This window comes from Komagataeibacter sp. NFXK3 (genome assembly GCF_054182245.1).
This window is the reverse complement of sequence record NZ_JAPIVJ010000013.1, coordinates 76,575-91,493: the sequence shown is the minus strand read 5'-3', so window position 1 is coordinate 91,493 and position 14,919 is coordinate 76,575. Positions and strand designations below refer to the sequence as shown.

At 55.5% G+C, this 14,919-nt stretch carries 7 protein-coding genes and 1 pseudogene; 1 reads left to right on the top strand and 7 read right to left on the bottom strand.

Translation table 11 applies throughout. The annotated features are described in order from the left end of the window. From OQZ28_RS13615 to OQZ28_RS13590, 6 genes and pseudogenes are all read right to left on the bottom strand, one after another. A pseudogene (locus OQZ28_RS13615) lies at positions 1-821 on the bottom strand (transposase); the annotation flags it as partial. Positions 822-1,003: 182 nt separating this feature from the next. Continuing rightward, positions 1,004-3,085, bottom strand: a complete 2,082-nt coding sequence (locus OQZ28_RS13610; RefSeq protein ID WP_458136450.1) for a ParB/RepB/Spo0J family partition protein — start codon at positions 3,083-3,085, stop codon at positions 1,004-1,006. 368 nt (positions 3,086-3,453) lie between these two features. Next, the gene (locus tag OQZ28_RS13605; protein ID WP_458136449.1) at positions 3,454-5,307 is read right to left on the bottom strand and encodes a UvrD-helicase domain-containing protein; all 1,854 of its coding nucleotides are present in this window, start codon (positions 5,305-5,307) and stop codon (positions 3,454-3,456) included. Then, complete coding sequence (locus tag OQZ28_RS13600; protein WP_458136448.1) at positions 5,304-7,271, bottom strand: ATP-dependent nuclease; 1,968 nt, start codon at positions 7,269-7,271, stop codon at positions 5,304-5,306. The genes OQZ28_RS13605 and OQZ28_RS13600 overlap by 4 nt, the downstream gene beginning before the upstream one ends. A 371-nt stretch (positions 7,272-7,642) precedes the next feature. Further along, positions 7,643-8,164, bottom strand: coding sequence for a hypothetical protein (locus OQZ28_RS13595; protein WP_458136447.1), 522 nt, complete (start codon positions 8,162-8,164; stop codon positions 7,643-7,645). A 105-nt stretch (positions 8,165-8,269) separates the two neighbouring features. Beyond that, positions 8,270-8,836 carry a hypothetical protein gene (locus OQZ28_RS13590; protein ID WP_458136446.1) on the bottom strand — a complete coding sequence of 189 codons (567 nt, stop codon included), beginning with the start codon at positions 8,834-8,836 and terminating at the stop codon, positions 8,270-8,272. A gap of 581 nt (positions 8,837-9,417) precedes the next feature. On the opposite strand from OQZ28_RS13590, the gene OQZ28_RS13585 reads away from it, so the two are divergent. Further along, the gene (locus OQZ28_RS13585; RefSeq protein WP_458136445.1) at positions 9,418-10,569 is read left to right on the top strand and encodes a hypothetical protein; all 1,152 of its coding nucleotides are present in this window, start codon (positions 9,418-9,420) and stop codon (positions 10,567-10,569) included. A gap of 333 nt (positions 10,570-10,902) precedes the next feature. Here the strand turns inward: OQZ28_RS13585 and OQZ28_RS13580 are convergent, their stop codons facing one another. Beyond that, the gene (locus tag OQZ28_RS13580; protein WP_458136444.1) at positions 10,903-14,913 is read right to left on the bottom strand and encodes an NACHT domain-containing protein; all 4,011 of its coding nucleotides are present in this window, start codon (positions 14,911-14,913) and stop codon (positions 10,903-10,905) included. Between the last annotated feature and the right edge of the window lie 6 nt (positions 14,914-14,919).

Sequence of the window (14,919 nt, the reverse complement as noted above, 5' to 3'; positions counted from 1 at the left end):
AGGGCGCACCTGACCGGATCCCCGCATCCTGCGAGCAGCGATGCATTCCACCGAGAAAACAAGATTTAGAGAAACGCAGAGAGATAACAAATGTGATCCATTGCATCGAACCGGCCGTCCACATAAGTCATCCAGAATGTTCAGGAGCCGAAAAGCACGTCCATCCATCAGCCTGTCCGCCATAAAATCCATGGACCAGACCCTGTTGGGAAGGGCCGGAACCGACAGCTTTTCTGGCTTTTCGCGAACCAGACGCCTGCGGGGTTTAATCCGCAGGTTGAGTTCCAGTTCCCGATAGATCCGATAAACCCGCTTATGATTCCAGAGCTGTCCCTGCACATTGCGCAGATACAGGAAACACAGACCAAATCCCCATCTCCTGTGAGCCTGGGTCAGTCCCACCAGAAGATCGGCAATCCTGTCGTTCTCCGCTGCCAGTCGCGGACGATAGCGAAAGCAGGTCTCGGATATCCCAAAAATCCGACAGGCCAGCGCAATGCTGACCCCATGATGCGCCACAGCTTGTGCGGCCAGTTCCCGGCGCTGGGCTGGCCGCTTCATTTTTTTCCAAGGGCTTCCTTCAGGATATCCGTCTGCATGCTCAAATCCGCATACATGCGCTTCAGCCGACGGTTCTCCTCTTCCAAAGCCTTCATCTGACTGATCATCGAAGCATCCATGCCGCCATATTTCGCGCGCCACCGGTAAAACGTGGCGTTGCTAATCCCATGCTCCCGGCACAGGTCAGGAACCGGGACACCGCCCTCAGCCTGGCGGATCACACCCATGATCTGGGCGTCAGTAAAGCGACCACTCTTCATCAGAATCTCCTCATCCTTACGCTGAGAAAATTCTCATTCAAAAGCCACTCTTTTTATGGGGGGATTACCATTCGGCATAGAAGGCGAAGCCGCCCTCTCCCTCTTTCCGGGGCGCCGGACATGAAAAAAGCGGCTTCCGGGCACCGGAAGCCGCTGTCTCAAAGTTCCAGACCTCATAAGGATTACTCGGCGGCGATGGCCTCTATATTCTCGCCCGCCGTCACTGTTTCAACCTGTGCCTTAGCTTCCAGCTCCGCAGTCCGCAACGCCTCTGGCAACCAGCCCGAACCCTCCAGCAACCGCTCGGCCTCGCGCGCCATGTCGGGCTTTTTCATGTGGGCGATGCGCTCTGCCGTCTCGTCGCCGCGTGCCTCCCGCACGGCCTGCAGGATGCGCGCCTTGGTCACCCGGCCGAGATAGTTCTCGACCGTGGGCTGCCAGCCCGCCTCGACGAGATCGAGGCTGAGGACTGCGGCCAGACGGTCTGCACGCTTGAGACGTTCGGTGACGCTGCGCTGGGACACTGCGCCATAGGCGGGCATGCGCTCGTAGAGCGCATTAACCCCGAAGGACAGGCAATGGGCCAGCAGAGCCATGCGGCTGGCATCGTCCAGGCCGTCGATCCACCGCCACAGCGCATCCTCGTCATCCGGTAGATCATGCTTCCAGCCCTCATTGCGCTGGCGCAGTGCGTGAGCTGGAAGGCTACCCGGCATGTCAGGCGAATAGACCGGCAACGGGATTTCGCGGACATAAGCTTCCAGGCAGTCGGCCCCCGGTGTCTGCCAGTAAACATCACGCACCAGCGTATGCAGGTATTCAGTCAGGGCGATATGCGGGTTGCTGGCAAACGCGTCCCGAAGGGCCAGCGTGCGCCAGGCCGTCAGTTCGGTGAGCAACCGGTCTGGCAGCGGCTTGATCCCGTCTTCCTCCTCGGGTTCGACGTCGGGAGAGATACCGTCGCCCTCCCCATCCTCATCATAGCCATGGCCTGTGGTATCGTCGTCGTGCTGATCATGCGGATGATGACCGTATTCATCGGCGCTGCCCGCATCATCGGTCGCTTCCGGCTCACTCGGCATGTCCTCGGGTAGGACGAAGCCCCGCTCCACCTGCAGCGTGCCATCGTTGTCGAGGCTGACGAACACACCTGCCCGCGCCATGTCAGCGGGATCGAACGCCAGAGGCCGTTCTTCCAGGGCAAGAATGGCCTGTTCAATCTCGCCCAGCCGTGCATCCACCTCGTCCGGATATTCATCGGCCTGGGCGTATTCGGCCTCGATGGTTTCCTGCTCGGTATGTAGGGCTTCGAGACGGGCCGTCTCTTCATCGGACAGTGGCACTTCCGCGCCATCGATCTCCGCGAACTGCCTTGTGTGGCCCCATGGGAACGACAGGGCCGTCTCGACCCATTTCCAGCCTTCGGCACGGATATCCTCAGCGGCGGCCGCCAACTTTTCCATGACCAGCCGGTCCAGAATAGCCGGATCCTGCAGCCAGCCGCCGTCATCGGCCTCGAACAGGTCGCGCATGATAGGACCACCGACCGCGAGATAGGCGTCCAGTCCGACGAAGCGCACGCGACGATCCGAAGCCCGCACGGTTTTCTCCGTCAGCATGCGGCGGATGACATAGGGTTCGCGGTTATGGCTCTGGGATACGATGTCCCAGACCTGTTCCTGGCGGGCATGATCATCGCTGATGGAAAAGGCCATCAACTGTTCCAGCTTCATGCCGTCCTGCTCGTAGATCTCAAGCAGTTTGTCGGAAACGGTCATCAGCCGCAGGCGCTGTTTGACGACGGTCGGTGCCACGAAGAACGCGGCAGCGATTTCCTCCTCGGACATGCCCTTCTCCAGCATGTCACGAAAGGCGCGGAACTGATCCAGAGGATGCAGGGCCACGCGCTGGACGTTCTCGGCCAGGGAATCATCCTCGGCGAGAATGGCCGACCCGGCCTCGCGCACGACGCACGGCACCGTGGCCGTCTTCGCCAGTTTCTTCTGCTTCACCAGCAGTTCGAGCGCGCGAAAACGACGCCCACCGGCGGGCACTTCATAGGTACCGGTCTCGGCCCCGGTCTCATCAAGGACAGGACGGACATTCAGGCTCTGCAGCAGCCCGCGGCGCTCAATGTCGCAAGCCAGTTCCTCAATCGACAGGCCGGACTTTACCCGCCGCACGTTGGACTGGGACAGCACCAGCCGGTTGAACGGGATGTCACGGGACGAACTCAGGGTGATTTTGGGAATAGCGGTCGCCATGGCGAAAAACTCCATGACGGGCGGACAGGAGACTCTCCCCTACCCTCTCAACCCGTCACGAAAATTCGCGCATCCCTCTGACTCTCACAACTACACCCAAGCTAGCACGCTCTCCCCCTTTCCCGGTAGAAAAATGTCGGTAATGGGGGGGAGAGCAGACAGTCGGCTAACGCGCGCGGTAAGCAAAAAGCTGCTATTCGGTTGCACGTTGCTCACGACCGACATGCGCTAGTATCTAGTCGCCCCATCCGCATGAGAGCATGCTCCAAATCCGACACTCTTGGTCGTTGCCCTTATCGGTCGGGTTGGGGGATTTTCCGCCCATCTCGCAATGAGCTGCGGACATGATGAGAAGATGTTTGTCGCGCTTAGGCGATATCCTTGCTCGCGATACGAGGCACGTGCGCACCAAGCAGACTTTCCAGCCAGTTAATCCTGCCGCCGCGATTTCTACAGTTGGTGAAGAACGCGCGCTGTTTTGCGCGCGTGAGTGCAACAAAGAACGAGTTCATCTCTTCCATTTTTTTAGGGGTTAGGCTCCACCAGCTGTTACTATCAAGGCCGAAGAAGACGACCGTATGGAACTCCATTCCTTTACTCTTGTGGATGGTCATCAACGGCACTTGGTTACGCCCTTCGAAGCGGTCGAGCGCTTGGCTCCAACTGTCGGCGTCGCCAAGGCACTCGGACAGCAGGAGTTCGAAACCTTCCACCACGCGAGCGAAGTCGGCATTGCGTGTGTATGACGGTGTCACGCGCCTTATGACCGCCTCGCCTATTTCCTCGATTAGGAGAGCGACGGCACCTACTGCGTTGGCAGCACGCGGATCATGCGAGGTAATGTAGGCCCTGATCGATTTTACCAGAGCTTCGGTGCGCGCCGCCGATCGTTGGAGTCCGAGGTCGTCGTCAAGAGATATCGCCTCCAGTCTTCGTAGCTGCTCTTGAGCCAACGACCATGCCGCGGGGTTTCTTTTTGCTGCCCCAAGCCTCAGTAGCGGAAGGAGAAGCTCGGAGAGCTCTTCGGCGAGCAAGTCCTGGATCGCGATCGAGCCGACATTCCGTGCGACGTTTCGAAGAGGGACGCCGAGTTCGGCAAGAGCCGGGCCTAATTCTTTCTCCAAAAGTTCGGGGCGGTTCCGCACAAGGACTGCCAGTTCATGGGCCGGAATACCGTCACCGACCTGCTCGGCTATCCAGCCTGCCAGGCCTTCGATTTCTTCCTCTTCGCTTCCGAAATCCCAAATCGCGCAGACATGTCCATCGACCGTCTTTTTTCCGCGCGCAACCGCATGCTCTACATTGGGGTCGATGCTTTGCGCGACGATATGCTGGATCGCCACGAGATCGGTATGCGAGCGCCAGTTCAAGAGCAGCGATATGGGTCTTGCATCGAACTGCTGCGTGTACACCTCGAAGCCGTTCGGCATAGCGCCCGCCCATCCCATGATGCGCTGCTTATCGTCTCCGACCGCGGTAAATGTGTTATGGTTTTTGTCAAAGGCGGACGTGAGCAACTCGAACTGAGCACGCTGCGTGTCCTGGAACTCATCGAGGAAAATGACAGGGTAAGTCATCCGGATCGCGGCGTGGATACGGCGGTTGGCGCGTACGAGATACTCTGCAAGACGATTTATCATCGGAAACGTCAGATAAGCGGTGGGTCGCCCATGCAACTGATCGTTCCAATATTTGTCGAATACGGCCTGAACGTTGGCTGGTATGCCTTGGTCAGCATCGACGATCCGGACGTATGCGATAATGCGCACGAGTTGCTGAGCATTGATGCCGTGAATTCCGGCGCGCATCAGAAAGTCGTCTAACGCATCTTTGGTCGGAAAGGCGATCTCATAGTTTGCTGGTGGCCTGTACTGGGCCGGCAGTGCCATCCGAAACTGATCGACAAGCCCTTTGGCAAATGCATCGAATGTCAGGGACACAAACCGCCGAGCCTGTCCCTCTGGACACCGTTTCCGCACGCGGGCCGAAAGCGTCTCCGCGGCGTCGCGCTTGAAGCTTATCGCAAGGATTCGTTTGGGCGCGGGACAAAGGCCGGTCTGTAGAAGGTAGGAGGCTTTTTGCGCAAGGAACTCAGTCTTGCCCGCACCCGCTCCGGCAGTGACGCATACGCTGCGGTCAGTTTCCCGAAGTGCCTCCCAAGCGCGATCTTCGAGTTCTTCTATGCCTTGAGGCACCCAGTCTTCAGGACGAACGAGGCTCATGAGATAACTTTACGCTTAACGTAAGCGATGAGCTTCTCCAGTTCTTCTGGAGCATCCTTTTTAAGGTCTTCCGGCTCGATTTCGCTCAAGGCGCGGAGATGCGCTTCGGGCTTGCTCTCGCTCAGGAACAGATACGGATACCAGATGAAGCTATTGTCCCATCCGTCGTCGTAAAGATCGGGATCGCCTTCGGTCTTCAGCGTGATATTCTTCTTGTCCTTGAGCGCATTCGCACTCTTTTTGGGGCCACGGCCGCCCGGTCTCGGCTTCTGGTAAACGTCTGGGAACATCACCAGCATCGAAAAATCGATATCAAGCGGGGATGAAAAGAACACGCCTTCTCGTCTCAGAGCCTTGAGCCACGGATGGTTCTGATCTTGGTCGATGAGTTCCTGGTTGTCGATCTTGTCAAGCTTATCGAGATCGATTTTCCCGTCGATAACGAACCTGTTGGCGTTGAGGTCGTTTCCAACGGCAGCGAGTTGCTCCACAACATACTGCACCGTCTTCGCGCCTCCGTGCTGCCGTCCGGCATCGAGGTCCAGTAGGGTGGCATAGGGGATCTTAATATCCGACAGGAGACGCCAGAAATGAGCTACGAACCGTCCTGCCAACGGCACAATAGGAACGAATGATCGGTCAAGTGGGAAGTCCGATACCTCGGCGATGGCAGGGAGCACGATCGCCTCAGATTCGCCCTCAGCTAGCACGACGAACCGTGCGAAGTATAGTTCGGGATAAGCACGAACGGCCAAACGCACATACCTACGAGCTTCGGTGCCATCTTCTGGAAGGGTAAGGAGCTTCACCGAAGACTCACGGGTCTCGGTGCCTAGGCGAGCGTATCGCACTTCTTCAGGTTCTACCCGGCTAAGAATGCTGGCGCTGTGACTAGAGAGAATCACCTGCGCATCGGCAGCGCCGCCGATGTCGCGTGCCTGACGCATGATCCGGGACAGAAAGAACGGCGAGAGGGAGTTTTCCGGCTCTTCGATCGCAAGGATCGTTAGAAAAGTTCGGCGAAGTTTCTCCTGATCGAACACGCTGCTCGCTGGAACCTCCTGTAAAGCATCGCGTTCGATTTTGAGTGTCGCTGCAGTCAGGGCGATGTGGAAAAGAGAGCGTTGTCCATCGCTGAGATCTTCGAGGCGGCGCTCCCGCGCTGCCTCGTCCGGAAAGAAGACAAATTCCGCGCGCCGAACGAGCTCTTCAAGCCTAGTTTCGACCAGTCTGAGCTTCGGGGTCGTGTCCGTGTCTCCCGTATACACTTCCGACCATCGGGTTTTGAGCCGTTCCAGAATAAACTCCGTGACAGCTTCGCCATCAAATTTGTCTTGAAGCGCGCTCGCCGAGGTCTCTGCCTGTTCAATCATCTCCTGAGACCATTTCGCCGCGCGCCACAGACGTCCTTTAAGTAGATTCGTGACCTGATCGGCTGCGTTGCGGTTGGCGGGGACATATATGAGCTGAATGAAGTTTCGCTCGACGGCTTGTACCGCCTGGCACTCGTCCCAAGCGAAATGGTCGTCCGTTGCGCGCACCCATCGGAAGGCCTCCTCTATCGTTCCTTCGGGCGTACCGTCGTCGATCCACTTTGCTTCGAGGCGCATACGCACCTTCAGCGGCTCGTCTTCTCCGCTCGTGGCCATCTGATTGAAGACTTCGGGTATTGCATCCGTATCTGCATCGTCCTCTTCCAACTCCGGGAAGCCAAGCAAACAGTCGATCACCATCAGGGTTTCCGACTGGAGTTCCTCGTCTTCCATGGGCACATGGAAGTCAGATTTCCGGATCGTCCGTTGGGTGCTCGATGTGCCGAAGGCTTTTTGAATAGCAGCGAAAATCGCCGTCTTCCCTGAGCCGTTGTTGCCGACAAAGGCCGTAACAGTATCTTCGAAGGTGAGTGTCACTCCTACTGGCCCAAAGCACCTAAAGTTGCGGATAGTCAACTGCTCAATTTTCATAGATTCCCCCTACGATAGGTAGCCGCCAATAGCTGTTTATCTTATCGTCTAATCTAGACCTGACATACCGCATTCGGCCAAAGGTAATAATGGAAGTTTACGCTGGTCATGTCTGCTATGCAGAAAGCGATATTGGCAGCTGTATGTTCGAGAAGGGGCGACTGCTGTCTGTCTGCTCTGTTTCTGCTGTGCTGACAGACAGTATAGTGGGGGGAACCGGAAGGTCCGGTTTCGGCGTAAAATTCAAAATACTGGACGCTCATGCGGGTTAAAGTGGAGGATTCGAAAAACCTCTATCGTATTTTTCTAGCCATTAACAATATCAACGGATTATACTTTCACTATAACCAAAAAAAATGGTCGTCCGAATCCTATACTTTCCTCGACCGCTTTTTTTTGCGCTTTCGATCTTGAATATCGAAGCCTGGTTCCGAAATTCCGATAATCATGTCGATGAATTTCTTCGCTTCAGCGATGATTTCTTTGGCTTCTTTTTTATTACTAAAGCGGCCTTGATGCACAACTTCGTTACGCACCTTGTTGATCTTTTCCGCCGAGGTAATCAGCATCTTCGCGGTTTTATTCTTCTTGGGATGCTCGAAATAAATCGGCACGAACAGTCGGTCTATCTTGCCGCGCAGTCCATTCGCCCACAGCAGGAATTGATCCACGATTGCAGCATCGAAATTGGTCCGCTTCGCCCATTCATGCCTTATGGCATAATTGGCGGCGATCTCCGCCGCCGTCGAACATCTGACGATTGCCGCAGATGGTTCCTCACTTAAGTGAAGTCCGAAGAGCTTGTTCCATTGGGACTGCAGTTTTTCGAGGTCTGATCGTTCATTGTACGGTATTTTCCTTTTCAAGCGGTGCGCTTCGTTTGACTCAGTCATATAACTCTCCCGCTGTTCTACAAATCTTAAGCCATGCCTGATGCTAGGGAACTGTTTTTTTGATGATAGCGGGACGTTCGCACCTTAGCCACTGTCTCTATGCTGTTACGGGATTCGGTCCCAAATCTCGGCGATTCGATTACTTTCCAGCCGGCCCTCATTCAGCAGGGCCTCTGCGAGCGCTTCAACGAACTCCATTTGGATTATCTCCGCGAGGCATTGTCCGGCCTTTATAAAGGCGAGATCGTCCGCCTCCGGCCAACATCCATCGGGCTGTTCGCGATTAGCCGCGAAAAATTTCTGCTTATCTAGGGCCGCGTTCTGTCCGATCGCATGAACGATGAAGACCTTCTCATTGATGGCGACGCCTGAGGCATCTGTTAGGCGTGCAGCCATGAACAGATTGTATTCCACCGCAAAGGCGCCACAGGCCACCGTGCGTTGCTGTTCGTAATCGCCAGCAGTTATACGGCTGCGCGCGCGTCCGTTCATGTCCTCGTCATCCAGAAGCTCAATAAATTCGGGAGTAAGGCCGACCATAAGGGCCGCGCAAGCATGGCCTGCCTCATGCAAGCAGATCGCTTCCTCAGACGGCGTCACGAAATCGATCAAAGACTGTATTTTCTTCAAGATGTCCTCTTCTTCAACCTGCGGCCCAGCCCGCGTGGCCAAAATATATAACTATCCAATGATTGGTTTAATTAAACGATTTGCTCATCATTGTACCGGTTAAAGCTACGGATGGTACAGCCAGCGCCACCTTAACCCTGATCCCTTTTCATTCCGGCGCCTGAAGACGCCCATCCTTGTTGAATTGCTTTGGCACTCCACTGTCCCCTGACGCGGCACAAAGTATCACTGATGCCCGGCCGAGACCGCCTCCGCCGCTCCCGCCGTAATCTCCTGTGGACGGTCCGCTTCGGGAATGGGAGAGAGGATGTATGTCTGGGATGAGGCGACTGCTGCCTGTCTGCGCCGCTGATGTTGAGCGGACAGGCGGTTTAGGGGGGAATGCTGCCTGTCAGCTTTGAAAAAAAATATAAGAAAATAGCCATTCACTGCCTCTTACGAACTCGGTTCGGGTCACTGCTTTTTATAATTAAATTATAAGACAATTAAGGATTGATAGCGGATGTACAATTAACCTAGCAATCACATTAATTTCGTCACAAAAGGACGTTTTGAGGACAAACATTATGGGTTACAGTGAGGTAATTTATTCTCGGATAACCCTATTGAGCAGGATAATTGTAATGCGGATTTCAAGTAAGGCCATTGTTAGGCCCCAATCAGTTTGGAAATTTGATCCTACAGGCCTTCAGCCTGGCGATGTCATCTTAGAGCGTGGGCATAGTCTGATCAGTAAGGGTATAAGAATTTTCGATAGAGGCCGTTATAGTCACGCCTTGATGTGGCTCGATACTGTTAATTTTATTGAAGCTGTTGACATGGGTGTCCGAGTAATCAGCTACCCACGATTTTTTATCCTCAACCCAACTGAATGGACTATTTTGCGCCACCCGGATCCCAACATCGGCCGCCTCGCAGCCGCGGAAGCACGGTCTTTCTCACATATGAAATACGGGACAGCCGGCGCAATTGCGACGAAAGTTCCCGGTAACTGGAAGACCGATCCAGCCGCAATGTTTTGCTCTCAGGTGATTGCCGCTGCCTACGAAAATATTGGTGCTCCACTGGTTTCTAAGCCGTCAAGCAAGGTATCACCAAATGACCTAATGCGTAATTCTGTTTTAAAAAAAGTGACACCTCGCCCCCTGGTTAAGCTTGAACTATCGGAGGAAGATCAGAAGGAAGCTGATGAGTGGCTTGACCGCGACCATGCATATACCAAGACCAACATGGCTTGTGAGTTGGAAGCATCTCAGGAAGTTTACAGTCTTGTCTATGGTTTGTATCCAAATATTACAATCGCTCCTGAATACCGCCTATCGTGTCCCCCTTGCAGTTTTAGTGAAGCATTAAACGTAATTCAGTTCCTAGAATGGGAAACGGCTTCGCGCATTTCTTCGGTGATGCTCCCTGCTCTCGAAATAAGAGGTTATTTCGATTTTATCACGGCTGATCTTCAAGAACTTACCGAACGACTGGAACGACAGAATGCTGCTGTTTCTGCTGGTCAGTGCAATCGTGCAGAAATGACTGAGTTGAAGGATCACTACTCAGAAACCGTAGGCTCTCATATTGAGACTGAACATCGCCATCGAAACAACGCCGATGTTTACGATACACTCTGGATTCACCGTTTTCAATTGCCGCTATTTGCTCGAATGGCGCGGATGCATCGTTCTATTGAACTAAAACTTTCTACGATTATCGAGCATGAGAGGACTTTGATTCACAACTGTACACAGAGATTGAATTCGGACGATAGTTTTCCTGATTAGCATTGTTGGCATCATGATAGGGACAATAGGCAGGTGAAGGCTTCGGAGCCTTCACCTGCCTCAAATTCGTTAAGCAGACGGTTTAAGCCGATTTTTCAAACCGTCTGCTTTCAGAAAATTTGAAAAGCGCTCATTATGTCCGAGAGGAGGCGACTACAGCCTGTCTGCTTTATTTCTGCTGAGCCGACAGGCTGTTTAGGGGGAGAAGCTGTCTGTCGGTTTTCGGAAAAGATTAATAGAAAGAAAGCAGTCATTCGCAATATTGGACTTCATGGCAGCTATCGACCAATTCACGATCTTTAGCAGACCGCTCGAGCTGGAACCAACCATTGTTCAGGCCGGTTCTGGAGCGCCGTCGAGAATCCTATAAGCACGTTCCCGGATCGGACTGTCGCTATGCTTGGCAAGCTTCATGGCCTGCTCTCGAATGATTTCCGCCGCGCGATATGGCGCGCGCAGCAAAGCCATGGCAGAGTAGCATAGCTCAACCTGAGGGCTGGCGAGCAGGGTCTCGATCCGTGCTAGGGTCGCCTCATCCCAATCCATTCCTGCCGCTAGCGCATTGTCCAGCATATGCGCCGCCAGTCGCCCCTCTTCGATGTCCGTGAGGAATGTGGAAGCAAGATCGCCCTGCTCACGAAGACGCTCGACCAGCATCTTCGTGCCGATCTCCCGCACATCCGACCGGCTGTCCGAAACATAGAGCTTCAGTCTGTTATAATCGGGTGCGCTGATCACTGCGCTGGCTTCCGCGATCTTATCTCGCGGGCTCTCTGGTATGACCCCACCATGGGTTGGATAAGGATCCTCATTGATCTTCCAATGTCCGGCGGCACGTTCGAGGACGAGAAGAAGCTGCATATGCCCTGGAGCCGCAAGCTTTACAGCAATTTCGGCTGCCGCCACCGCAGTCTTGACCGTTCCGCGAAGGAAGCAAATTTCCAGAGTGAGCAAAAGCTGCTCACTAAGAGATGCATCGAGTTTCGGGATCGCCCGGACCAAATGCTCACACCCTGGAGAAGGATTTTGGCTGAGTCGCATGTAGATCGCTCTAAGAACGTCAGGGTTTCCCCGCGCAATTGCCCATCTGGCGGCCGCCCGCAGCGTCTTCCCTTTCCCATGCTCGATCATCCGCAAGATGATGGCCCGCTTCGTCCTGTCGTCGGCAATCCTATGCAGAAGGTTAGCAGCGAGTTGGATAACCCATTGGGAAGAATGGTAAAGTGCAGCTTCTATTTTGGCTGCATCGGGTCGAGCTTGCAGCGCCGCTTTCCAATCCATCGGCTCCACGTCCACATGCGAGGTAACCTGGCAGAGGCTGGCCAAAGTGCCCTCATTGACCACGCCAGCGCGGGCCGCCCGTACATCGTCTTCGAGTAGCTTTGGATCCAGCCGAGATGCTGCGATTGCTACCCGAACCAATTCTTGCACGACAGCCGGATCAAAAGGGTAAGTCCACGCCCATACATCACTGACTGGTAATTCCAAGCATCCGCACAACTGCATAAATGCGCTGAGGCACAGCAATTTGGTGCCGGAGTGCGGTGCGGCAGACCTTACGCCACTGGGATCGATGGCATCGAGCAGCGCAGTATCAGACTTGCGCTGCGCTATCATATAGCCGGAGTTCGGACCGAACAGGCTCGCAAACGCCTCGAATCCCTGTTCGGACCACAAGTTATATGTCTTGCCATATTGAGCGAGCACACGAGCGGCCCGCATCGCAAAACCGACAGTGTTCAGTTTATCAAGGCGAAATGCGGTGGCCACGACCTCATCCGTCGCCTGACCCGGTCGATGCTCCAGCAACTGCCGCCCCGCCTCAAGCACAAACAACTGCGCAATGTCCCGTTCGGTGTTCTTTAGGATGAGCACGCCGCCCCCGGGTGACGGACGGATGCCATCATCAGCGTGTTGTGGTTCCGTAACGATAATTGATTTCAGTCGGTCAAGATCGAGAAACGGCGGCCCTGAAGCTGCAAGCGCAGCCCAGCTTACCAAGCGCGTCCACGATTGATCATTTGCAAGAGCCAACTGGAATCTAGGGGCGACCTCATCAGGATATCGCCGAGCAGCAGGCACTAGCGCCATGCCAACTTCGATCGCCCATTCCTGTCGCGGCGAACAGACAATTTCGAACGCCCGGTCAAAGATGCGCTTGCGATAAATATCGCTCGGCCCTGCCTGAGCCTCTCCACATATCTCAAGACAGTGTGCGATCCTCGCTACGTCTGTCGCGTCAATCCCGGTGGCCGTCAGGAGGTGCGTGCAAACATCGTCGGCGATCCCGATCAGTGCGGCGAAGCTCAGCACTTCATCCCACGCATCGTCCGTACCGATCGCTAATAATGCGCTCATTCGTGCGGCAGGTAGCATCGCCGCAAGCCGGCGACCTGCTGCAAACTCTCCGAACGTCTTGTGAATGAAGATGAGCGTTTCCACATCGCCCTGACCTATGCGTTCGACAAGCCCGACATCTTGCCAATAGCGCAGGAAAATGTGCGTCAAGTCCATTGCAACCAGGGGCTTGAGACCGGCTTCCTCGACCAGTGTGTTGGCGCATCGTCTGAGGATGGCATCAACCGGCGCGATAGGATCAGCGACGACCTGCCAGGCAAGCGCATCGAGAAAGCAGCGAAGCATTGCCGGTTGGGCGGGAGGATCCGGGATCCGCATATTTGGCGCGTCGTCGACCAGAGCGAACAGGCGCTCATACAGTCGAAGACGACTGGCCCCCAGCAAACCGCCGCGCGCGATTACTGAAGCGCCCAGTGCAAGCAGAAGAGGAGATCGTGAGACGACTGTAGCTGCGGTTTCCTCCTGAAGTTCGGCTGTCGCGATAGTGAGGGCCTTGCGTTCAAGGTCGGAACCTTCGCCACCAATTTCACGGAGGAGAAGTGCGAGATGAGTTGGCGCAGCCGAACTTTCGAGCGGCATAATGTCATAGTGCCGCCAGTTTCTGAGGTTGCTGGCATGGTAGCCGACCGGCCGGGTGGTCACAATCACCCGGCACTCAGGATGACCTTCTGCAAAACGCTCAGCAGCTGCAGCAATATCCGCTTGGCTTGTCCCGGTTTCGTCGAGCCCGTCGCAGAGCACGACCCAGTTGCGCACAGCCGCCGAGATCGCGCTGCCGGGTGAAACGCCGCTCCCGTCAAGGCCGAGCGCAAATACGGCTTCTTCGAATGTGCTACCGGACCGCATTCGCGCTGCAACCATACTCAATCGAACACGCAGCACGGGAGTGCCAGCAGCGGCATAGCGGTGGGCGATCCGGCTGAGCAGCGTCGTCTTACCCATGCCAGGACCGGCAACGAGGACCACGAGCTTGATGAACCGCCCAAGCGTTTCGGGGTCTACGGTCATGGCATCCCTTGAATAGGATTGGTCGTGCCATGACTGATAGGCGAGCACCGCAGCCTTCAAATCGACAGGGTGTACGGTGTCGTCACGGACGATCGCCTGGAGTGGGATCCACGCCTTATCTAAGCGCAGCGACTTGCTGACGCCAAAGATGCCGAATGTGGCGTTCGTGCGCTGCGTCCATTCCGACAAATGATCGAGCAGTGCGGCCGGTGATGCATTGTCGTCGGACAGCTTTATTTCATTGGTTCGCAGGAGTTGAACGAGTGAGGACAACTCGCGCTGCCCGCGCCGGTCGATCAACTCCACGGCGTCGCGGTATAATATGTTCCAAGCGGTCTGTATTTGATCGTCGGTTCGGCAGACATGACCGAGTTCCGCCTGCGCAGCTGCGATCGATGCACCGTCAATTTGCATGGCTGAGACAGTTACGATCCGCATGGCCCGGCAGATGGTGCGGGAATTGAGGCCTTCAGCGGTCACCTTGTTAAGGAAGGTGGTTGCGATTGTTGGAAGATTGTCTGTGCGACCCTCGCCGATACGGACGATGGCAGTGGCGAGTTCCTGCCGGATTGTCTGGCTGCTGGTCGGTGATACCGCCAGCACGGCAAAGTCAGTTGCGCCCTCAGCAATCGCGCGGCCCATGGCAATCAACGATTTCCAAAGATCCTCACCCGACTGGAGGCCCCGCTTGACCTGAATCTCGCAGATCTTTCCACCTCGCAGCAGCAAGCGAATGTCGTCGCCCGACCCGCCGGTCTCTGCCGCGACCGAAACCGGCACATCATCGTGCAACCCTTCGACCCACTTCAGGGGGCGCCCGCGCAGCAGGTATGAGAAAGCGATCGTAGTCACCGCCGCTTGGAAATTGATGCCTCCTCCGGTCGCTGCGCCGCCTGCCACACGGCGCTTGCTATCCGTCTTTCGGGAGGTTCCACTCGATTTGGCAGACTTGGAGCTGCCCTTCAACGCTTTGGCCACGACTTT

Excerpts from the sequence above, each read along its gene's own strand:
- OQZ28_RS13610 (WP_458136450.1), bottom strand. The coding sequence starts at position 3,085 with ATGGCGACCGCTATTCCCAAAATCACCCTGAGTTCGTCCCGTGACATC.
- OQZ28_RS13605 (WP_458136449.1), bottom strand. The coding sequence starts at position 5,307 with ATGAGCCTCGTTCGTCCTGAAGACTGGGTGCCTCAAGGCATAGAAGAA.
- OQZ28_RS13600 (WP_458136448.1), bottom strand. The coding sequence starts at position 7,271 with ATGAAAATTGAGCAGTTGACTATCCGCAACTTTAGGTGCTTTGGGCCA.
- OQZ28_RS13595 (WP_458136447.1), bottom strand. The coding sequence starts at position 8,164 with ATGACTGAGTCAAACGAAGCGCACCGCTTGAAAAGGAAAATACCGTAC.
- OQZ28_RS13585 (WP_458136445.1), top strand. The coding sequence starts at position 9,418 with ATGCGGATTTCAAGTAAGGCCATTGTTAGGCCCCAATCAGTTTGGAAA.